The 19,928-nt window shown below is 71.1% G+C and carries 23 protein-coding genes; 12 read left to right on the top strand and 11 right to left on the bottom strand.

Going from position 1 to position 19,928, the window contains the following annotated elements:
* Positions 1 to 4: 4 nt before the first annotated feature.
* The gene (locus ABZS37_RS22915) at positions 5 to 916 is read left to right on the top strand and encodes a L,D-transpeptidase (RefSeq protein WP_355171961.1); all 912 of its coding nucleotides are present in this window, start codon (positions 5 to 7) and stop codon (positions 914 to 916) included.
* Between the two features lie 23 nt (positions 917 to 939).
* Here ABZS37_RS22915 and ABZS37_RS22910 read toward each other — a convergent pair whose 3' ends face one another.
* Genes ABZS37_RS22910 through ABZS37_RS22895 form a run of 4 tightly spaced genes read right to left on the bottom strand, consistent with a single transcriptional unit; the run spans position 940 to position 4,442 of the window.
* Positions 940 to 1,569, bottom strand: a complete 630-nt coding sequence (locus ABZS37_RS22910) for a response regulator transcription factor (RefSeq protein WP_355171959.1) — start codon at positions 1,567 to 1,569, stop codon at positions 940 to 942.
* A complete protein-coding gene (locus ABZS37_RS22905; RefSeq protein ID WP_355171957.1) occupies positions 1,566 to 2,696 on the bottom strand; it encodes a histidine kinase in 1,131 nt (376 codons plus the stop codon). The genes ABZS37_RS22910 and ABZS37_RS22905 overlap by 4 nt, the downstream gene beginning before the upstream one ends.
* Before the next feature lie 26 nt (positions 2,697 to 2,722).
* A complete protein-coding gene (locus ABZS37_RS22900; protein ID WP_355171955.1) occupies positions 2,723 to 3,541 on the bottom strand; it encodes an ABC transporter permease in 819 nt (272 codons plus the stop codon).
* A gap of 1 nt (position 3,542) precedes the next feature.
* Positions 3,543 to 4,442 (bottom strand): ABC transporter ATP-binding protein, encoded by a 900-nt coding sequence (locus ABZS37_RS22895; protein WP_355171953.1) that lies wholly within the window; start codon positions 4,440 to 4,442, stop codon positions 3,543 to 3,545.
* A 159-nt stretch (positions 4,443 to 4,601) separates the two neighbouring features.
* On the opposite strand from ABZS37_RS22895, the gene ABZS37_RS22890 reads away from it, so the two are divergent.
* The gene (locus ABZS37_RS22890; protein WP_355171951.1) at positions 4,602 to 5,456 is read left to right on the top strand and encodes an alpha/beta fold hydrolase; all 855 of its coding nucleotides are present in this window, start codon (positions 4,602 to 4,604) and stop codon (positions 5,454 to 5,456) included.
* Positions 5,457 to 5,460: 4 nt separating this feature from the next.
* On the opposite strand, the gene ABZS37_RS22885 is transcribed toward ABZS37_RS22890, so the two are convergent.
* Genes ABZS37_RS22885 through ABZS37_RS22875 form a run of 3 tightly spaced genes read right to left on the bottom strand, consistent with a single transcriptional unit; the run spans position 5,461 to position 8,068 of the window.
* Positions 5,461 to 7,503: a hypothetical protein gene (locus ABZS37_RS22885; RefSeq protein ID WP_355171949.1), complete on the bottom strand. Its 2,043-nt coding sequence runs from the start codon at positions 7,501 to 7,503 to the stop codon at positions 5,461 to 5,463.
* Positions 7,500 to 7,757, bottom strand: coding sequence for a hypothetical protein (locus tag ABZS37_RS22880; RefSeq protein ID WP_355171947.1), 258 nt, complete (start codon positions 7,755 to 7,757; stop codon positions 7,500 to 7,502). The genes ABZS37_RS22885 and ABZS37_RS22880 overlap by 4 nt, the downstream gene beginning before the upstream one ends.
* On the bottom strand, positions 7,754 to 8,068 hold the full coding sequence (locus tag ABZS37_RS22875) for a DivIVA domain-containing protein (RefSeq protein WP_355171945.1): 315 nt from the start codon (positions 8,066 to 8,068) through the stop codon (positions 7,754 to 7,756). Before ABZS37_RS22875 ends, ABZS37_RS22880 begins: the two co-directional genes overlap by 4 nt.
* A gap of 272 nt (positions 8,069 to 8,340) precedes the next feature.
* Here ABZS37_RS22875 and ABZS37_RS22870 point away from each other — a divergent pair, with 272 nt between their 5' ends.
* Both ABZS37_RS22870 and ABZS37_RS22865 read left to right on the top strand, forming a co-directional pair.
* A complete protein-coding gene (locus ABZS37_RS22870; protein WP_355171943.1) occupies positions 8,341 to 9,177 on the top strand; it encodes a helix-turn-helix transcriptional regulator in 837 nt (278 codons plus the stop codon).
* A 12-nt stretch (positions 9,178 to 9,189) separates the two neighbouring features.
* Positions 9,190 to 9,396 carry a DUF397 domain-containing protein gene (locus ABZS37_RS22865; RefSeq protein WP_355171941.1) on the top strand — a complete coding sequence of 69 codons (207 nt, stop codon included), beginning with the start codon at positions 9,190 to 9,192 and terminating at the stop codon, positions 9,394 to 9,396.
* A gap of 62 nt (positions 9,397 to 9,458) precedes the next feature.
* Here the strand turns inward: ABZS37_RS22865 and ABZS37_RS22860 are convergent, their stop codons facing one another.
* Positions 9,459 to 10,073: a DUF6082 family protein gene (locus tag ABZS37_RS22860; protein ID WP_355171939.1), complete on the bottom strand. Its 615-nt coding sequence runs from the start codon at positions 10,071 to 10,073 to the stop codon at positions 9,459 to 9,461.
* Between the two features lie 200 nt (positions 10,074 to 10,273).
* On the opposite strand from ABZS37_RS22860, the gene ABZS37_RS22855 reads away from it, so the two are divergent.
* The 4 genes from ABZS37_RS22855 (at position 10,274) to ABZS37_RS22840 (ending at position 14,030) form a co-directional block, all read left to right on the top strand.
* On the top strand, positions 10,274 to 10,537 hold the full coding sequence (locus tag ABZS37_RS22855; RefSeq protein WP_355171937.1) for a hypothetical protein: 264 nt from the start codon (positions 10,274 to 10,276) through the stop codon (positions 10,535 to 10,537).
* A gap of 259 nt (positions 10,538 to 10,796) precedes the next feature.
* Positions 10,797 to 11,561 (top strand): hypothetical protein, encoded by a 765-nt coding sequence (locus ABZS37_RS22850; RefSeq protein ID WP_355171935.1) that lies wholly within the window; start codon positions 10,797 to 10,799, stop codon positions 11,559 to 11,561.
* Positions 11,558 to 12,883 (top strand): 7-cyano-7-deazaguanine synthase, encoded by a 1,326-nt coding sequence (locus ABZS37_RS22845; RefSeq protein ID WP_355171933.1) that lies wholly within the window; start codon positions 11,558 to 11,560, stop codon positions 12,881 to 12,883. Before ABZS37_RS22850 ends, ABZS37_RS22845 begins: the two co-directional genes overlap by 4 nt.
* 7 nt (positions 12,884 to 12,890) lie before the next feature.
* Positions 12,891 to 14,030: a site-2 protease family protein gene (locus ABZS37_RS22840; RefSeq protein WP_355171931.1), complete on the top strand. Its 1,140-nt coding sequence runs from the start codon at positions 12,891 to 12,893 to the stop codon at positions 14,028 to 14,030.
* A 75-nt stretch (positions 14,031 to 14,105) separates the two neighbouring features.
* Here the strand turns inward: ABZS37_RS22840 and ABZS37_RS22835 are convergent, their stop codons facing one another.
* Positions 14,106 to 15,374 (bottom strand): FAD-binding protein, encoded by a 1,269-nt coding sequence (locus ABZS37_RS22835; protein ID WP_355171929.1) that lies wholly within the window; start codon positions 15,372 to 15,374, stop codon positions 14,106 to 14,108.
* Positions 15,371 to 16,123 (bottom strand): hypothetical protein, encoded by a 753-nt coding sequence (locus tag ABZS37_RS22830; protein WP_355171927.1) that lies wholly within the window; start codon positions 16,121 to 16,123, stop codon positions 15,371 to 15,373. The genes ABZS37_RS22835 and ABZS37_RS22830 overlap by 4 nt, the downstream gene beginning before the upstream one ends.
* A gap of 119 nt (positions 16,124 to 16,242) precedes the next feature.
* Between ABZS37_RS22830 and ABZS37_RS22825 the strand changes: the two genes are divergently transcribed.
* Positions 16,243 to 16,680 (top strand): hypothetical protein, encoded by a 438-nt coding sequence (locus tag ABZS37_RS22825; RefSeq protein ID WP_355171925.1) that lies wholly within the window; start codon positions 16,243 to 16,245, stop codon positions 16,678 to 16,680.
* 33 nt (positions 16,681 to 16,713) lie between these two features.
* Here ABZS37_RS22825 and ABZS37_RS22820 read toward each other — a convergent pair whose 3' ends face one another.
* Complete coding sequence (locus ABZS37_RS22820; RefSeq protein ID WP_355171923.1) at positions 16,714 to 17,643, bottom strand: LLM class F420-dependent oxidoreductase; 930 nt, start codon at positions 17,641 to 17,643, stop codon at positions 16,714 to 16,716.
* Between the two features lie 99 nt (positions 17,644 to 17,742).
* Here ABZS37_RS22820 and ABZS37_RS22815 point away from each other — a divergent pair, with 99 nt between their 5' ends.
* The 3 genes from ABZS37_RS22815 to ABZS37_RS22805 all read left to right on the top strand — a co-directional run bounded on the left by ABZS37_RS22815 (position 17,743) and on the right by ABZS37_RS22805 (position 19,921).
* Positions 17,743 to 18,054 carry a metalloregulator ArsR/SmtB family transcription factor gene (locus ABZS37_RS22815; protein WP_355171921.1) on the top strand — a complete coding sequence of 104 codons (312 nt, stop codon included), beginning with the start codon at positions 17,743 to 17,745 and terminating at the stop codon, positions 18,052 to 18,054.
* Entirely contained in the window at positions 18,055 to 18,585 is a 531-nt protein-coding gene (locus ABZS37_RS22810; RefSeq protein ID WP_355171919.1) for an SRPBCC family protein, read from the top strand.
* Between the two features lie 175 nt (positions 18,586 to 18,760).
* Positions 18,761 to 19,921, top strand: a complete 1,161-nt coding sequence (locus tag ABZS37_RS22805; RefSeq protein ID WP_355171917.1) for an acyl-CoA dehydrogenase family protein — start codon at positions 18,761 to 18,763, stop codon at positions 19,919 to 19,921.
* The last annotated feature ends 7 nt before the right edge of the window (positions 19,922 to 19,928 follow it).

Here is a 19,928-nt window from a genome sequence, read left to right as displayed (position 1 = left end):
TTTGGTGTCGTTTGACCGAATGTCTCCGTACCGCCGCCGCGCCGGCTGGGTGGCTGCCGCCATCGCCGTACCCGCACTGCTGGTGACCGCCCTGCTGGTCGGCCGGGCCGTCACTCCGAGCTCGACGGCCCTCGACGACCTGGTTGTCGTGGCAGCCGACCCGACCCCGAGCAGCGTGGAGCAGAGCCCCGAGGAGTCGATCCCCCCGGCCGCGCCCGCCCCAGCCGGGTTGCCGGTGGTCGACTACGACCCCGCCCCCGGAGGGTTCCCCGCCGATCCGGCCAGCATGGACACCACGCCGCTGACCGAGGGCGCGCACCCGACCAAGCGGATCGCCGCGTACGACGCCCCCGGCGGTCGTCCGCGAGCCTTCCTCGAACCGTCGATCCGCGGTGTCGAGCTGACCATGCCGATCGCCGAGCGGCGCGCCGGCTGGACGGCCGTCCTGCTGCCCTCGGCCAACCGGCGGCTCGCCTGGCTGCCGCCCGGCGGGTTCGACACCGTGCCGCTACGCGACCAGATCGTGGTGGAGCGCACAGTCCACCGGCTCACCTGGTACCGCGCCGGCAAGGCGGTGCGCTCCTGGGAGGTCAGCCTCGGCCAGTCGGGGCAGAACACTCCGCTCGGGCGGACCTTCATCCTGGGCCGCACCCCACCGCCGGAGGCGGTCTACGGCGGGGTGGACATCTACGCCCTCGGTTCGATCCCCGACGACCCGGAGTCGGTGCCGGACGGGCTGCGCGGCGCGCACATCGGGGTGCACACCTGGCACAACGACGACGAGCTGGGCGAGAACACCACCAACGGCTGTATCCGGCTGACCCGCAGCGGTCAACGGGAGTTGCTCGCCGAGGTCCGCCCCGGCACCAGCGTGCTGGTGGTCGACCAACTGCCCACCCCACCGCCCACCGCCTGAGCGGCACACAAGGGGCACAACGCTCACTCGCCGAGCAGCCAGCCGTTCTGCTCGGCGACCCGGATCGCATCGGCCCGGTTGCGGGCGCCGGTCTTGCCGATCGCCGCCGAGAGGTGATTGCGGACCGTCCCCTCGGACAGGTGCAGCGCACCGGCCAGGTCGGCGACCGTGCCACCGCCCCGGGCCGTCCGCAGCACCTCGGTCTCCCGCTCGGTCAGCGGACTGACCCCGGTGGCCAGGGTCTCCGCCGCCAACGTCGGGTCGACCACCCGCAGGCCGGCATGCACCCGGCGGACCGCGTCGGCGAGTTGCCGGGCCGGGGTGTCCTTGACCACGAAGCCGCTCGCGCCGGCCTCCATCGCCCGGCGCAGGTAGCCGGGCCGGCCGAAGGTGGTCACCACCAGCACCCGGCAGGTCGGCAGCGCGGCCCGTAACGCGGAGGTGGCGGCGATCCCGTCCATGCCGGGCATCTCCACGTCCAGCAGGGCGACGTCGGGGGCGCACCGGCGGGCCTCGGGCACCACCTCGTCGCCCCGACCGACCTCAGCCACCACGGTCAGGTCCTCCTCCAAGGAGAGCAGCGCGGCCAGCGCACCCCGGACCAGCGCCTGGTCGTCGGCGAGCAGCAGCCGGATCGGCGCGGCCCGGCTCACCGGGCCTCCGCCGGCGTCTGCACCCGCAGCAGGAAGCCACTTCCGTCCGGCCGGCGACCGACGCTCACCACGGCGTCCAGCCGCCGCGCCCGCTCACGCAGACCGATCAGCCCGTGCCCGGTGGCGTCGGGAGTGGACGGACCGCGACCGTCGTCGCTCACCTCGACCCGGTCCGGGTGTACCCGGATCGTGCAGCACCGCGCCCCGCTGTGCCGGACCACGTTGGTCACCCCTTCCCGTACCGTCCAACCGAACAACCGGTCCCACTCGTCCGGCAGCGCCGGCACCTCGGCCGGCAGGTCCGCCGCGATGCCCGCCGCGGCCAGCGCGGAGCGCGCGCCGGCCAGCTCCACGGCGAGGGTGACCTCGCGGTACGCCCCGACGGTCTGCCGCACGTCGGACAACGCCGCCCGCGCCAGCGCCTCCACCTCGGCGATCTCGGCGGCGGCCCGGTCCCGGTCCACCTCGATCAGCCGGCCGGCCAACTCGGCCTTGATCGCCACCACGGTCAGCGAGTGCCCGAGGATGTCGTGCAGGTCGCGGGCGGCGCGGGCCCGCTCCTCGGTGACCGCGAGCCGGCCGATCTCCCGCTGGGCGGCCTGGAGCTCGCTGTTGCGCTGGGCCAGTCGGGACACCCCGAACATGGCGAACGAGGCGAGCAGCACCGCGAAGACGATGCCGTTCTCCGCCTCCCATCCCGGCACCAGCCAGGACGCGAGCACCGGGGTCACCGCGCAGAGGACCACGCTGGCCGCCGCCTCGCGCGACGGCAGCAGGAACACCGCCGCCGCCGCCACGTAGACCAGGGTGGCCAGCCAGTCCCCCTCGGTGCCCGGGATGCTGGCCAGGCCCACCGCGAGAAGGAGCAGGAGCCCGACCCGCGCCCGGCCCGCCGGGATCGGCAGCAGGGACTGGCGCAGCCGGCGGGCCCACTGGAACAGCAGCACGTAACCGACCCCGAAGACCACCAGGGCCGTCACGCCGAGGACCTGCCGCCAGAGCTGTGGCTGGTGCACCGCGGTGGAGAGCGGCACGTTGAGGAAGAACAGCCAGACCGCGGCCAGCAGCCAGCCGGTGTACCGCCAGTGGCGGTTCGCCGGCCAGGGCTGCCCCGTGGAGAGGTCCATCGGGTTCACGCTAGCCGTCGCGGCGGTCAGACCCGCGCGGTGTCCCGGCGGAACAGCCGGGCCGCACCGACGCCGAAGACCAGCGCCCAGACGACGAGGTTCGCCAGCGCCGCCGCGCTCACCGCCTCGCCGGTCAGCGGGGCACGGGCCAGCACGCCCATGCCGTACACCGGGGTGAACTTCGCGACCTGCTGAAGCACCTCCGGCAGCACCTCGACCGGGACGAACAGCCCGCCGAACATGGCCAGCACGGCCAGGATCGGGCCGATGAACTGCATGACGTTCTCGGCCGGCACCAGGTAGCCGATGAACAGACCGAACGCGGCGAAGACCAGCGACCCGATCCAGGCGGCGAGCCCGGACAGCAGCCAGACGTACACCGGGATACGGACCCCGGCCGCGGCGCCCACCAGGAACTCGACCACGACCGCGAGCAGGCCGAGGGTCATCGCGGTGATCAGCTTGGTGGCCACGTACGCGGTCGGGCGCAACGGGGTGAGCCGCAACTGACGGCTCCAGCCCAGCGCCCGCTCGGTGGCCACCGCACCACCGGCGCTGGTGGTCGCCACCATGGCCGCGTACACGGCCAGGCTGATCATGACGTACGCCGTCACCGGGCGGCCGTTGTCCAGCAACTGCCCGCCCTGCGGCAGGCCGAAGATGAGGAAGAAGACGCCCGGCATGATCAGCGTGAAGGCGAGGGTGCGGCGGTTGCGCAGCACCCGGCGCAGCTCGATGCGCAGGACGCCCGGGGCGAACCCGCCCAGGGCGGGCAGCCGACGGTCCGGCTCATCGGTACGGGTGGGGGTGGGGACAGGGGTGGGGGTGGCCGGCAGGGTGGTCATCTCAGGCTCCGGTGTGCGCGGTGGTCAGGGCGAGGAAGGCGTCCTCAAGGTTGCGGGAGGTGATCTCCACGTCCCGGGCGGCGGTCCGGGTGAGCAGGTGCCGGGCGATCGCGTCCGAGTCGCCGGTACGCACCAGCACGCTGTCGCCGCGTACCTCCACGGCGTCCACGCCGGGCAGCGCTGCGAGCGCAGCCTGGTCGGCGCCGGGCAGCGTGGCTCGCACCGTACGGCCGGCGGCCAGGTTCTTGATCTCCGCGGTGGTGCCGTCGGCCACGATGCGCCCCTGCCGGACCAGCACGATCCGGTCGGCGTACGCGTCCGCCTCGTCCAGGTAGTGGGTGGCGAAGATGACGGTCCGTCCGGCCCGGGCGTCACGGCGCAGGGCCTGCCAGAAGTCCCGCCGGCCCTCGACGTCCATGCCGGTGGTCGGCTCGTCGAGCACCATCAGATCCGGGTCGGGCAGCAGGGCCAGCGCGAAGCGCAGTCGCTGCTGCTGGCCGCCGGAGCAGCGCCCAACCACCCGATCGGCGATGTCGGCGATGCCGGCCCGCTCCAGCACCTCGGCGGCCGGGCGGGTGTGCCGGTAGAAGTGGGCGGTCATCTGGACCGTCTCGCCCACCGTGAGGTCCTTGAGCAGCCCGCCGGTCTGGAGCACGGCGGCGACCCGGCCCCGGGCCACCGCGTTGTCCGGAGTGCCGCCGAGGATGCGGACGGTGCCCGCGTCCGGGCGGGCCAGCCCGAGCAGCATGTCGATGGTGGTGGTCTTGCCCGCGCCGTTCGGGCCGAGGAAGGCCACCACCTCGCCGGGCTGCACCCGCAGGCTCAACCCGTCGACCGCGGTGACCGCGCCGAAGGTCTTGGTGAGGCCGTCCAACTCGACAGCCGGATGCGTACTGGTCATGTCACTGATGCTCCGGCGGCGCCTACCCCGATGCCCGGAGCGGTCGTCACGTTCCGGCCGTGACATTTGTCAGGGGCCGAGCGAACTTGCGGGCCGAGGAATTCCGCGCCCGGCAACGGGTAACCGCCGGGCCGAACGCGACGACAACGGGAGGACGCGATGGGTACCACGCCGCAGGGCCAGGTCGACACGGTCGTGCTGATCCACGGGCTCTGGATGACCCCGCGCAGTTGGGAGGGGTGGGTCGAGCGGTACACCAGGCGCGGCATGCACGTCATCGCCCCCGCCTGGCCCGGCATGGACCTGCCCGTGGAGCAGTTGCGCGACGATCCCGGCCCCATCGCCCAGCAGAGCGTCGCGACGATCGTCGCGCACTACGACCGGATCATCCGGGCGCTGCCCCGACCGCCGATCATCATGGGGCACTCGTTCGGCGGGCTGTTCACCCAACTCCTGGTCGACCGGGGCCTCGGCGCGGCCGGCGTCGGAGTGCACCCCGCAGCGGTGAAGGGGGTGCTCAAACTGCCACTGAGCCAGCTACGCTCCGCGTTCTCGATCCTGCGCAACCCGGCCAACCGGCAGAAGGCCGTCCCATTCACCCCGGACGAATTCGCCTACGCCTTCGGCAACACGATGAGCCGCGAGGACTCCGACCGGGCCTGGCAGCGTTACGCCGTCCCGGGTGCCGGGCGGGTGCTCTTCGAGAGCGCGTTCGCCAACCTCGACCCGACCTCGCCCGCCAAGGTGGACAACGGCCGCAACGACCGCGCGCCGCTGCTGCTGATCGCCGGGGGCGCCGACCATGTGGTGCCGGCGACGGTGGTGCGCTCCAACGCGGGGCTCTACCAGAAGTCCCGGGCGCTCACCGCGTACGAGGAGTTCCCCGGACGCTCGCACTTCACCGTCGGGCAGGACGGCTGGGAGGAGGTCGCCGACTACGCGCTGGACTGGGCGCTACGCGCGGCGGCGCTGCCCCGGGAGGCGACAATCGCCAGCGAGGCCCCCCGCCGCTGAGCCGCTAATGCGAATCGCGCATCAGGCGCAGGGCGGCCACGGCGTCGGCGAGGGTGGCCGCGCGGGCCAGCGGTAGCGTGCAGTCCCGTTCGCCCAGGTACAGCTGACAACCGTCACGCGTGAAACGGGCGGTGACGAACTGGCCGGCGTAGTGGCTCCCGAGCCGGCTGAGCAGTGCCGGCGGGTCGGCGACGACCGGCGGCACGGCGAGCCCGGGCGCGGGCACCGGCTGCTCCGGGTCCTGGGGTACGGCGGCGAGCAGCGCGTTGTCCAGGTATTCGAGGCAGTCGGCGATGGCCGCTTCCAGAGACCGCGACAGCACCGGATCCGACTCGATGGGGGCATCGGGACGGACAACCTGCACCCGCCACCGGTCGCCGTGCACGAGCAGCGGGTCGGCCGCGTTGAGCCGGTAGTCGCAGACGCTGACCGCCAGGGCCAGGTCGAGCCCGAGGGCGAGCCTGATCAGGTCGGCCAGGGACGGGGCGTCGGGCACCTGGGCCAGCACGATCAGCCGGGCGCCGGGACGTCCACGCGCGGCCGAGGAGACGTAGCAGCCGACCGGGTCCACTTCCGGACCGTCGACGGTGACGGTTCCGTCGCACAGGTCCTGGCCCAGGCCGTGGCCTGGCATGTCGTCAAGGTGGGTGAGGTCCTGCGGGCGTACCCCGAAAATGGCCGCGAGACGCGCGGCCCGGTAGTGGTCGCGGAGCTGGTAGACGGGCTTGCCGCCGGGTTGGGTGCCGACCAGCGTCGCCGGCTCGCCGGCGGCCGGGTGCCACAGCGTGTGCGTGGCGCGGGTCAGGTCAGTGACCGTGACGGTCAGCGCTGAGTAGATCCGGCGGCTGTCCCGGCAGGTGTGGCAGGACAGCGCCGAAGGTGCCATCCCGGCGCCGCCGCAACGGGGGCAGTCGGGGTCGACGGTCGGGGAGCCGAGCCGGCAGTGACAGCGGCGTAGCCGGCTGTCCGGGCGGCAGTCGGGGCACTCCCGCCAGTCGACCGGTTCGCCCCACCACGTCGGGTCGGGTGGTTCCCAGGCCCGCAGCAGCGTGGTCACCCGGCGTCGGACGACCTGGCCGGTGGCACGCTCGTGCAGCACCTCAGCGTCGTCGCCGGGGCGCAACCGGGTGTGCCACCACCGGCCGTTGCGCCAGATGGCCTGTGCGCCAGGCGCACCGGCGGCGAGGTCCGCAAAGACCCGGCGTTCGACCAGATCAAGGTCGATCGCCACGGGCACGGTCGGGTCGTCGGAGGCCGACCGCACGGTGTACGCGGGCGCGCTCAGCCCTCGGGCGTCGAGCCCGTACATCGCCTCGGCGACCGTGGTGGCGGCGACGGCTGCGGGTAGGTCCTCGCCCCTGAGCTGGGTCTGAGCCGGCACTTCCCCGCCGGGCATCTCGTAGCGGACGTCCCAGGACGTCCGGCCGTAGCAGTGGCGAACCTCCACAACCAGGTCCAGGTGCAGCAGGCCGGCCAGCGCACAGAGCTGACCAAGGTGGTGATTTGGATCGGGAGGTAATGGATCCTCAGCGGACCGCCCGAGCAGGACCCGCCACGGGTCGTAGTCCTGGCCGGCCAACGCCTCGGCCTCGATAGCGTTCCGTTGGGCAGCGGGCAGGTCAGGCTGCCAGCGTCGCGGCAGCCACACTGCATCGTCGAGCCGCCAGTGATCACGCAGGCTTCTGGCGCCGACCACGTCGGCCAACTCCCGCAGGATCGGTGCCAACGGCACCTGCCACCCGCCGCCCTGCTCGGGATCCGGCGCGAGGCGGCCCGGCCGGAGCTGCCGAGATGTGGCACGCCCGGTGTCGAGGTTGACGACGGTCAGTACCAGCTCGGCTCGCCGACGACCGCGTGATGCGCAGAGCCGGCAGGGCACCGCGACGCTGCCGTCGCCCCGACAGAGCTGACAGTCGGTGTAGGGCTGGTCCGCCAGGGCGTCCCACTCGACGAGCAGCCGGTCGCCGCCGCTGGTGCACTGGCACCGCTGCACCTGAAAGGCGAGCCCGACGCACTCCGGGCAGGGGATCACGGGCACGCCGTTCATCGCCGCCTCACCACCCGCCGGGAGCAGGCACCGTCGTGGTCGGCCCGCAGCAGGCAGCGCCGGCCTTCGGGCAGCGTCCGGTCGCAGAAGACCCAGTGGCGTACGTTCTGGTCGTCCTCGGCCGACACGGTGATGCCGCCGGGTTCGAGCTGAGGCAGGACGTGCGCCCGGTGCGCCACCACCCGGGCGAGCCGCTGTGCGGTGGGGAGGTCCCCGACGACGACGGGCAGATGGATGACCCAGCGTTCGCTCATTGGCCCTGGCTCCGCTCGTTGCGGGCGCGGGCCTGCGCCGACTGCCATCGGTGCAGCGCGTCCTTGATCCGCTCGGTTTCCCGACGACTCTGGGCCAGAGCGTCGTAAACGATCGCCAGGTCATCTGCGACCCGGTCGAGGAATTCCTGCACCTCACCGGGCTCGAAGCCGCGCCGGCCGAGCGGGGTCGGACGGAACCGCCGCTCGCGGACCTGCCACGGCCGCAACGGATGGTAGGCCGCGGACCGGTAACTGGTTGGCCCGTGGGCCGATCGTTGCCGACGCCGGGTACGCCGAAAGAAGACGCGCAAGACCGGACCTGCCTCTCACCGTCGAGATTGACCTGTGCAGTGGGTGGGCCCACCGGCCCGCCGCGCACCGGCGGACCCACCCCGAGCACCTGCTACCGCAGCCACGACCAGCGGTACGCCAGCAGGGCAGCCTCATCGGTCCGCGTCGGTGAATCAATCACTCAGGACACTCGAAGCCTCACTCATCGTGCAGTGAACTAGTCCCGTTGCGCAACTCCCGATTTGGGACAGAGTCATTGCGTGTCGCGCCCATTCGGTCCACACTGGTCGGCATGACTGGAAGCCCGACCGTCCGTCGACGGCGTCTCGCCGCAGCCCTTCGCCGCCTGCGTGAGCAGACGGGGATGACCGCCGACCAGGCGGCGAAGGAAATCGGCATCTCCAAGTCGGCCCTCAGCCGCATCGAGAACGCCCAGGTCTCCGTCCTCCCGCCGGTCGCGCGCGGTCTCTTGGAGTTGTACGGAGTCGAGGGTGAGGAGGTCGACGCACTCGCCCAGGTTGCTCGGGACGCCCGCAAGCGCGGATGGTGGCAGGCGTACGACGACGTGCTGCCGGACTGGTTCGAGGTCTACGTCGGGCTGGAGGCCGAGGCGTCGGAGATCCGCGCCTTCCAGCCGCAACTGATCCCCGGTCTACTCCAGACCGCCGACTACGCCCGTGCCGTGATCCGGGCCGAGCACCCGGACGCTCCCACCGACGAGGTGGATCGGCGAGTTGAGCTGCGGATGCGCCGCCAGGCGAGCGACAGCCCACCGAAGCTCTGGGTGGTGCTCGACGAGGCGACTCTGCGGCGGCCAATCGGCGGAGCGGAGGCCTTCAAGGCGCAGCTACAGCGGCTCATTGAGGCAGGTGAGCGTCCCGGCAACACCGTGCAGATCCTGACCTTCGGTGCCGGCGAATACGGTTCGATGGGCAGCGCGTTCAGCGTGCTCGCGTTTCCCGATCCGGCCGACCCCGGGGTGGTCTACATCGAGACGCGCGCGGGTAGCCTCTACCTCGAAGGCCAACAGGTCAGGGAATACAGCCGAATCTTCGATCACCTGGTTGCCACGGCGGCCAGCGCTCGCAAGTCGCGCGACCTGATCCAGGGGGCGATCGACGAGCGATGAGGGGGCGGCGCCTTGGAAGAGATCCAGGCGGTCCGCGTGACCTGGCGGAAGAGCACCCGCAGCAACGGCTCCGGTGACTGCGTCGAGGTCGCCGACGACCTGTCGGGCAAGGTCGGGCTGCGCGACAGCAAGGACCCGGGCGGCCCGGTGTTGACGTTTACCCCGACCGCATGGTCGACCTTCGTCGCCAACGTCAAGGGTGGGGCATCGCAGAAGTGACCGATGGCCGGAGGACTTAAGAGCAACACCACAGCGATCTTCCGTTCCAGGAATCGGTGTCCCTACTGCCTCAGGTGCGACTCAGACGCACCTCGCCGCCGCGCCAAGGCCCGCAGATACTCGTCTTCCACGATCCGGTCAAACGCTGCGGGCTTCGCTCCGGCATGCACGACCTTCCGCGTCAGTCGGGCCTGCTCCCAGAAGCTCAACCCCATCTCGGTAGCGAAAATGTCGGAAGCCAAGAGTCCTCTTAGCTGACTCTCAGGCATCCCATCGAGCTGCCAGGTCGCGGCCCAGAAGTTGAGGATCAGGTTGATATAGGCCCGCTGCCTCCGCCTTTGAGGATCAAGATCCTGCGTCAGGGACCCCCAGCATTCCATCAACGATGCGTCGTCAATCGCCATCTTGAGCAACATCGCATGCTGGTCCCGCTGCGCGTACTCCAATGCGATTCCGGATTGCCTGGTCTGACTGATGACGGTGGCGACTACCCCGACGAGAGCCAGTGCGGAGAGGAGCACAGAGACTGATCCGTACGCCTGGCCGATGTCTGCCAAACGCTCCCAATCCGTATTCGAATCGAACGCGAAGCCGATCAAGGGCGGGGAGAGCAGCAGGACAAGCCCTCCCAGGAGAGCGAACACCGCCCAAGTCACTACGCCTCGAATGCTTCTCATCTACGCAAGGCTAGTTTGCACATCCAAGCTGATCAACATGACAAGCGATCGGCTGCACCACTGAGTGCCCGAGTGTGATGGCAGCCGGGTCGGTCGGATCGACAGGGCTGTAGATCACGCATGATGTCGGTTAGTGTTCGTCCCTCCACGGAACGTACGTCCGCGGATCCTGCCTCCACGCAGACGATCGGGAGGATGGCATGGCCAGCATCGAGCAAGTGAAGGCCGCGCTCGCCCAGGCAACCGACCAGAGCAACACGACGACCAACCAGATCCGGGCCGCCATCGAGAGCACCGAGCAGGTACTGGTCCGGCTGCGGGCAGTTGCCGCCGGCACTGGCCACCCGACTCTTGCCGAGGCCATCGCCCGCGCCGAACAGAACAAACAGCGGCTGGTCGAGGCCGCCACAACCCTGCAAGGCAGCAGCCAAGCGGCCCGGCAGTACATGAGCGTGCTGGGCTGACCGTGAGCATCGGCGAGGTCAAAGCGGCCCTCCGTGAGGCCGATCGCTCGCTCGGCCAGGCTGCCAGCGGGCGGTGAATCCTCTCGCCTTCGCCGACCCTTCCGCCTTGGCCGTCCATGTTCCGGCTCAGTCTGCCCACCTCGCCGTTCCGGTGACCGATCAGCCGCGACCGCCGCTTGCACACTCAGCGCATCTAGCCAAACACCTTCCGTATCTTTAGGCTTCACTCGACGTCCTTCCCACCCCTCCGGGAGGTCGCGTGGGCACCTCGTCCCGTCTACCTGGGCCAAAAAACGCCGGCTGGACCAGCGCCAAGGACCGACTGAGCAGATGGACGCCCGACGCCTCCAGCCGGCCTGACCAGTTGGTTAAGCCCGATAGGCAACGCGCCGAGGCTATTGCCATCCGGTATCAGCAAGCGTTGCGAGACGCGCTGTCTGCCGACCCTGAGGCGTTCGGCATTCAAGACGCGACGAAGCAGGCCGGTGGACGGCTGATTGAGCTGCTTGATGGCCTCGGCCGAACGAATGCCCCGCTAGCGCGGCATGTGGCGGCGCAGGGTGACGCCGACGAGTTCGTCCGGGGATTCGTTCGGCACGTTGCGGGCGATGGCCAACTCATCGTGGACGCTGCCATCCGCCGGGCCTCCCGACGCATCGCGGAGGACCTCGTGGCGTCTGGCGGGCCGGTTGCCGACCCCGGTCACCCAACACGGCTAACCGGTGAGTTGTTTTGCGCGCTGTACCAGGCGTTCTTCGGAGAGGTGGTCGGCGAATTCGTGCATATTCTCATCGCCGAGAACGTCAAGATCGCGATGCCAGCACTGATCATCCTCGACCCCACCGACGTGGTGGCCGACTTCGTTGCTGATCAGGTTATGAAGGTTCTGCCCAGCCCCTGTGCCGAGGCGGCCAAACGTGGGCCTGAGCCAACACGACTCGCGGACGTCGCGAAGGACCTGCTGACCACAACCGTGACCGCGGCTCTCGGGCTCGGCGGCAGCGAGTTGGAGCTGGCGGCATGAGCTCGGGAAGCTTCGCCTACCACTACGGCGCCCGCGGCCGAAACTCCACGGAGCCGATGCGGGACACGATCGGCTGGCCGCTACTCGGCCACGCGGATGGTCGGTTGCAGAAATTGGCAGAGGTACCCCAGGATCGCCCCGACTGGGCACAGGACCTGCTGCAGATTGCCCGAGCCGCCTTCCTGGCTGACAAGCTTTCGCTCCGTAGCCGCGCCGTCGACGGCTGGACCCGAAGGATCGACCTGTCCGTGGAGGTGATCTCTCCCGACGTCTGGGGCCCGTCGGCACTGCACCTGTTGACCCGCCTCGCGGAAACCTTGAGCGCGGACCGCTGGACGATCACCGTTCGTCCCGGCGCTCAGAGATGGCCTCAGCAGGGGCGCACCACCTATGCCGATGTGGAGGAAGTCGCCCTCTTTTCCGGAGGGCTCGACTCCACCGCCTGGGCAGCGGAGCGCGCCAAGGTCGCGCAGGGTCCGCTCCTGTTGGTCTCGTACTTCGAACCACAGTGGAGCCGTCAGCAAGACCGGGCGTTCACCATGATCACGAGTGCGGCCCGACGTGATATCGCACAACTGAAGGCTTCACAGCAGGTGCGGCTGACGAGGAAACTCGAGGCGTCGGCGCGTACCCGAGGGCTGCTGTACCTCGCCACTGCCATCTATCTCGCCGCAGCCCACGGGGTCTCGCAAGTCACTGTGCCCGAGAACGGGCAACTCGCCATCAACCCACCGCTCACTCCGGCCCGGGTGGCCGCCTGCTCGACGAAATCGGTGCATCCCGGCACACTGCACCTGCTCAACTCGCTCATTGAAGCCCTCGGCGGTGCCGTGACCGTCACCAACCCCTACCTTCACCTGACAAAAGGGCAGGTCTGCCAACGCGCCCTGATTGCCGGGCTCAGCCCAACCGCTCTCACCCATTCCACCGTCAGCTGCGGGCATCCGCCACGCAATCGGCCAGATGCTAGGCACTATCACTGCGGCCATTGCTACCCATGCCTGATACGCCAATCAGGCCTGCTCGCCGCACTGGGAAACGACAGCACCCCGTACAAGACAGATGTCTGGAGGCTGGGTGATCGGGAGGACGCCGCCACCGATCGGCGTGCGCTACAACGATGGCTGTGCCATCCCTTCTCCGTTCGGGACCTGACCACCGACACGCCGCTCCCCAGCAACATCGATCCCAGCCCCCTGCTAGATGTGGTGGAGTCCGGCCGGGTGGAGCTTCGACAGATGTTCGCTCAGCAGGGCCATCCGATCACACGCGTCGACACTCCACCTCGCCAGCTGGCATGGGAAGGTCACCTACGGGTATGAGTCGCCGATGAGGGCAAGCTTCCGGCTTGGCCGGATCGCGGGAGTGCCGGTTGGCGTCAACTGGAGCGTTCTGGTCATCTTCGCGTTGATCGCGTGGGCTTTGGCCGCCAACCAGTTCCCCCGCTCGTACCCCGACCGCTCGCCCGTGGCGTACACGATTGCCGGGCTGGCCGCGGCGGTGGTCTTCTTCGTCGGCCTGCTGGCCCACGAGGTGTCGCACGCGGTGGTCGCCAAGCGCAACGGGCTGACGGTCGACGGCATCACGCTCTGGCTGTTCGGCGGGGTGGCCGAGCTGAAGGGCGAGCCCCGCGACCCGGGTGCGGAGCTGCGGATCGCGGGTGTCGGCCCGCTGGTCAGCCTGCTGATCGGGGCGTTCTTCGGTGCCATCGCCGCGCTGCTCGCGGTGGCCGGGGTGGGCGGCCTGCTGCTCGGGGCGATGGCGTGGCTGGCCGGCATCAACGTGCTGCTGGCGATCTTCAACGTGCTGCCGGCCGCGCCACTGGACGGCGGACGGCTGCTGCGCGCCGCGGTGTGGAAGGCCACCGGTGACCGGACCCGGGCGTCCGTGGTCGCCGCCCGGGCCGGCTGGGTGCTTGGCGCGCTGCTGATCGGTCTCGGGCTGTGGCGGTTCCTGTCCGGGGTCGGGTTCGGCGGGCTCTGGCTGGTGCTGATCGGCTGGTTCCTGATCGGGGCCGCCGGGATGGAGGAGCGGCAGGCCCGCACCGGCAGCGCGCTGCGGGGAATCCGGGTGGGCGACGTGATGACTCCGCAGCCGCAGACCGCCTCGGCGGAGATGACGGTCGCCGACTTCGTCGACCACTACCTGTTCGCGTACCGGCATTCGGCGCTGCCGCTGACCGAGGAGGGCCGGCCGACCGGCCTGGTCACCGTCGACCGTGTGCGAGGCGTACCGCCCGAGCGCCGGGCATCGACCACCCTCGCTGAGGTTGCCTGCCGGGCCGACCAGTTGGTCCTGGCCCAGCCGGGTGAACAGCTCAACGACCTGCTCCCCCGGCTCAGTGAGTGCGCCGACGGCCGCGCCCTGGTGGTGACCGACGACGGCCGCCTGACCGGCATCATCTCCCCCAGCGACATCAGCCGCGCCGTCCAACGCAGCACCCTCCGCACCCCCAACCCATCCCGTTGATCATGATGTTATTGCGCCGGCACGCCGCGGCGGGCGGCAATAACTTCATGATCAACGGGGAGGTCAACCGGGGGGTCAGCGGGGGAAGTAGCGGTCCAGCAGGTCGGTTCCGAACTTGCCCTTCGGGTCCAGGTTGGTCAGGAGGGCGGCGAAGTCGGCGTAACGCGGGTAGCGGGCGGCCAGCTCAGCCGGGTCGGTGACGAAGACCTTGCCCCAGTGTGGGCGGGGCGCGAACGGTGCCAGTCGCTCCTCCACCGCGGCCACGACCGGCAGCACGGCTGCGGTGTCGTCGGTCCAGGTGAAGTGCAGCACGAAGCTGTCCCGCCGGTGGTTCGGGCTGAGCCACAGCTCGTCCGCCGCCACCGTGCGCAGCTCGGACACCTGCAGCACCGGGGCGATCAGGTGCGCCACATCGTCCAGCGCGGCGAGCGCGTCGGCCGCCGCCGTCCGCGGCACGTGGTATTCGGACTGCAGCTCGTCGCCGCTGCTCGGAGTGAAGCCGAGCTTGAAGTGCGGCAGCCGCTCGTGCCACGGGCCCGGCTCGCCGAGCTGCGGGGTGCAGTTCTCCGCCGGCATCCCGAGCACCGGGTGCCGTGGCTCGTCGGCGGCCGTGGTGCCGAGCCAGTCTGCCGGGGGCGGTGGCTGGTCCGCCACCTGCTTGCGCCACACCTCACGCAGCCGGGGCGTACGCCAGTCGGTGAAGACACTCACGCTGTACGCCGAGCCGAGCGCCTCGTCCAAGGCCTCGTGGGGCAGGTCGAGCCGCACGTACTGGCTCAGCTCGAACGCCGGCACCACGTCCAGGGTGACCCGGGTGACCAGGCCGAGTGCGCCGAGCCCGACCACCATGCCAGTGAACGCGTCGTCGTCGCGGTCCACGTGCAGCAGGTCGCCGTCGGCGGTGACCAGCTCCAGGGCGGCGACGGAGGTGGCCAGGTTGCCGTGGGTCTGACCGGAGCCGTGGGTGGCGGTGGCCACCGCGCCGGCCACCGAGATGTGCGGCAGCGAGGCGAGGTTGGCCAGCGCGTACCCCTGGGTGTGCAGTTGCTGGGCGACGTCGCCGTAACGCATCGCGCCGGCCACCGTGACCTGCCCACGCTCGGGATCCACATCGACCACCGGGGGCAGCCCGGCGAGGGTGACCAGGTCGCCTGCGGTGTCGCCGAAGCGGTTGAAGGAGTGCCCGCTGCCCACCGCCCGGATCCGGGTGCTGCCGCCGACCAGCCGGCGCAGCTCGTCGACGGAGTTGGGTCGGTGGAACGCGCGCGCCGCGTATCGCACGTTGCGGGCCCAGTTGTGGCGCGGCACGTCGGCCGCTGGGTCGCTCTGTCCCTGCGGGATCATGTGGCGATCTCCCGATCGGTGGACTGGTGGTCGGCCAACGCGGCGACGAGGGCGTCCAGAACCGTATCCGTCTGGAGGCCGCCATATCCACGCTGAGCGACCGGCAGGCCGGCCGCGCAGGCGCGTTCGATCTCCCCCCGGGCCGCCTGCCGGGTCGGCGCGTCCCCGGACACCAGGGCGTCCTGGCCACGCCGGATCAGCTGGTCGACCCGGTTCATCTGGTAGCCGCGCAGGCTGGCGGGAAGGTCCGGGTCGGCGAAGGCGGCGCCGCGCAGAGCGGGCAGGTCGACGAAACGATCGCCGGCGTAGCGGGTGAGCGCGGCGGACACCTGCTCGGGCCGCTCGCGGACCTGGTCGAGGACGAGCAACTCGATGGCGGGGCGGCCGTCGATCGGATGGCGGGCGGTCACCGGCTCAACCGTCACACCCGGCACAGGCACCAGCAGCAGCCTCGGCGGCTCCGGACGGCCGTCGCGCCGGGGTGGCTCGTCGAGGACCAGCGCGTCGACCTCGGCCCACCGGATCACCCGGCGCAGGCCGGGCCGTCGGATGGTGAGCCCCTCCGCGCCAATCCCGAACCGGAACGGTCGCAGCGCGCTGACCAGCGCCACCACGCCGAGCGCAACAGCGCCCACCGCGATGACCGTCCGTAGCAGGGCGCCGTCGCGCGGCAACGCCAGCAACACCACCCCACCGAGTACGCAGACCAGAGCGAGCACAAGGGCGCCCCGATTCCGGCGTAATTCCACGCTCGGACCCCCGTTCATGACCGTGGCGTCGGTCCCAGCATCTTCCGCCAAACCGGGCACCGAGGACACCGGTCGATCGGGCACGGTTGTTCTCGTCATCGTCGGGGAACCCTACGCTCATGAGCAGCTACCGTGATCCGGCCCTACGGGGCGATGTCTTCCCCTCCGAGGAGGAGCTGGACCCCACCGGCACCGAGGTCGAGCAGGTCAGCGCCCCGCCGACCGGCGGGTTGCCGAGCCACCCGGCGCCCACGCCCGGCCCTCGACCCACACCGGCACCCGCGCCGGCCCCGACGCCGGTGCCGGCACCCGGGCCGCCGCCGCGCGCGCCCGGTGCCGGGGCACAGTCGATCGTGACCCGGCATCTGGACGGCTCGGTGGAGGTGGTCACCGACCTCGACGGCGACGGCGTCGCCGACGTCGTCCAGATCGACGTGGACGGCGACGGGATCCCGGACATCACCTATGTGGACAGTGATGGGGACGGGCGACTGGACACCGTGCTGCGCGACCCGAACGCGATCGGGACGGGTGCCGGCGCCCACCGCAGTGCCTGACCGGCGGCACCACGCCCCGTCGGTCGAATCGGCTCAGAGCTTCGCCATCACCTCGTTGGCGACCAGCTCAAGGTGCTCCAGATCGCTGAGGTCCAGCACCTGGAGGTAGAGCCGCTCACTACCGATCTCGCTGTACCGACCGATGGTGTCCAGGACCTCGCCAGGGGTTCCGGCCAGACCGTTGGCCCGCAGCTCGTCCGGTTCACGGCCGATGGCGGCGGCCCGGCGGGCCACCTCGGCGTCGTCCCGCCCGCAGCAGAGCACCAGGGCGTTGGACCAGACCATCTCAGCCGGGTCCCGGCCGATCTCGACGCAGGCCGCGCGGACCCGGTCGAACTGCGCCGCCGTGTCCGGCACCGAGGCGAACGGCAGGTTGAACTCGTCGGCGTAGCGGGCAGCCAGGCGGGGAGTGCGCTTCGGGCCCGTCCCGCCGAGCAGGATCGGTGGGCGCGGCTGCTGCACGGGCTTGGGCAGTGCGGGCGAGTCACTGACCGGGTAGTACCGCCCGGCGTGATCGAATCGCTCCCCCGGCGGCGTGGACCAGAGCCCGGTGATGACCGCGAGCTGCTCCTCCAGCCGGTCGAACCGCTCGGCCAGCGGTGGGAACGGGATGCCGTACGCGGTGTGCTCCTCGGCGTACCAACCGGTGCCGATGCCCAGCTCCACCCGGCCGCCGCTCATCTGGTCGACCTGCGCCACGGTGATCGCCAGCGGGCCGGGCAGCCGGAAGGTCGCGGCGGTCATCAACGTGCCGAGCCGGATGCGGCTGGTGTCCCGGGCCAGGCCGGCCAACGTGGTCCACGCGTCGGTGGGGCCGGGCTCGCCGGTCACGTCACCCATCATCAGGTAGTGGTCGGACCGGAAGAACGCGCCGTAGCCGGCATCCTCGGCGCAGCGGGCGACGGCGAGCAACTGGTCGTAGGTGGCACCCTGCTGGGGTTCGGTGAAGATCCGCAGTTCCATGATCCGAGCATAGGGACCTGACTCCGGTGCCGCTCCGGGACGAGCGCACCGCCGCATATGCCTTGACGTACATATGATCCGAGAGGCATATTGGCTTCCGTGTCCCTCGACTCCTTCACGGTCCTCGCCGAGCCCACCCGGCGTCGGATCCTCGACCAGCTCCGGGACGCGGAGCACAGCGTCGGCCAACTGGTGGACAACCTCGGGGTCAGCCAGCCGGCCGTCTCCAAACACCTGCGGGTGCTCCGCGACGCCGGCTTCGTCTCCTGCCGGATCGCCGCCCGGCAGCGGATCTACCGCCTCAACCCGGGCCCGCTGCGGGCGGTCGACGGGTGGCTGGCCCCGTACCGCCGGCTGTGGGACCGACATCTGGACGCCCTGGAACAGCACCTCGACAGTCAGGAGCAGTGAATGGACCGCGACGCGTTCCGCCCCAGCCCACCCGCCGAGGTGCGCACCGAGCCCGCCGAGGACGGCGTCACCCTGGTCTTCGTCCGCGACCTTCGGCATCCGCCGGCCACCGTCTGGGCGGCGCTGACCGACCCGACCCGGCTCGCCGAGTGGGCGCCCTTCCTCGCCGACCGGAACCTCGACTCCGCCGGTGCCGCGGTGCTCACCATGGTCGACGGCGAGACCACCACGCCGACCACGGCGGGCGTACGGCGTGCCGAGCCGCCGCACGTGCTGGAGTACACCTGGGGCGACGACCTGCTGCGCTGGGAGCTGAGCCCGCTGGGCACCGGCACCCGACTCACCCTGCGGCACACGGTCGCGGACCGGGGCATGCTGCCGATGGTCGCGGCCGGCTGGCACCTCTGCCTCGACGTGGCCGACCGGCTGCTCGACGGCGACCCGGTCGGCCCGATCCGGGGTGCCGAGGCCAGGGACTTCGGCTGGCCCGAGTTGCGCGACGCGTACGCCGAACGACTCGGCGAGAGCTGACCCGCCGCACCCGTTGACCGGCGAACGTGCCGCGCACCTCCCCCGACCGGGCCGTCACGGGCAACGGGTGTCCCGGTCATCCGGTGCCGACGCCTCTACCGCCCGCACGCCCAGAACGTCCACGCTGGACGGAGCCTGCCGCGACCGACGGCTCGGCGGACGCGAGGAGGAGACGATGGATGATCAGCACCGCGACCGGCTGACGGCGGCCGTGGCGGACCTGGTCCCGGAGCTGTCCCGGCGGGCCGGCGAGATTGAGCAGGCCCGGGAGTTGCCCGCCGACCTGCTCGACGCGCTGCGCGCCGCCGGCTGCTTCCGGATGTTCGTGCCGCGTAGCCACGGCGGGTACGAGGCCGACCTGCACACCGGGCTGCGGGTGCTGGAGACGCTGGCCCGGGCGGATGGGGCGACCGGGTGGAGCGTGATGATCGGCGCCGAGACCCCGCACCTGCTGGCGATGTTGTCCCGGGAACGGTTCGACAAGTTCTATGCCGAGGGCCCGGACGTGGTGGTGGCCGGCGGCTTCGCCCCGCAGGGTCGGGCCGAGCCGACCGACGGTGGCTACCGGGTCACCGGGCGCTGGGCGTTCGCCAGCGGCAGCCGCCACGCTGACTGGATCTTCGGCAACTGCCTGCTGACCGACGCCGGACAGCCGCCGGCCGGGGAGCCGCCGCAGCTGCGCTCGATGCTCTTCCCGGCCGACCGGGTCACCGTGCACGACACCTGGAACGCGTTGGGCCTGCGCGGCACCGGCAGCCACGACGTCGAGGTGACCGAGGCGTTCTGCCCCGCCGAGGACAGCCTCGACCTGTTCACCGGAGTGCCCTGCGTACCCGGGCCGGGCTTCGTCGCGCCGATGGTGCACTTCGTGCTGCACCTCGGCGCGGTGGCCGTGGGCATCGCGCAGGGCGCACTCGACGACATGGTCGCGTCGTTGGCCGGCGGCCGGCAGCGGCTCTACGCCCGCCAGTCGCTGGCGGACTCGCCGGCCTTCCGGATCCAGCTCGGCCGGGCCGACCTCGACGTCCGGGCCGCGCGGGCGCTGCTGCGCGATTTGGCCGACGAGCTCTGGGCCGCCTGCGCCACCGACCCGGCGGCGGTGGCCCGGCTGCACCCGCGGATCTCGGCCGCGCTGCCCTGGGTGACCGAGCGGACCGCCGCGGCGGTGGACGCCTGCTACCGGGCCGGTGGCGGCGGGGCGTCCCGGGACGGTGCGCCGCTGCAACGCCGGTTCCGGGACATCCACACGTTCAGCCAGCACGCCGCGGCAGCCGAGGGTTGGCTGGGCAACAACGCCGCTCAACTGCTCGGCCGCTCGGTCGAGTTGGCGTACTGAGCGCTGG

The sequence above is a fragment of the Micromonospora sp. NPDC005413 genome, from assembly GCF_040606435.1.
Classification (GTDB): domain Bacteria; phylum Actinomycetota; class Actinomycetes; order Mycobacteriales; family Micromonosporaceae; genus Micromonospora.
This window is presented reverse-complemented; position numbering and strand designations above follow the sequence as displayed.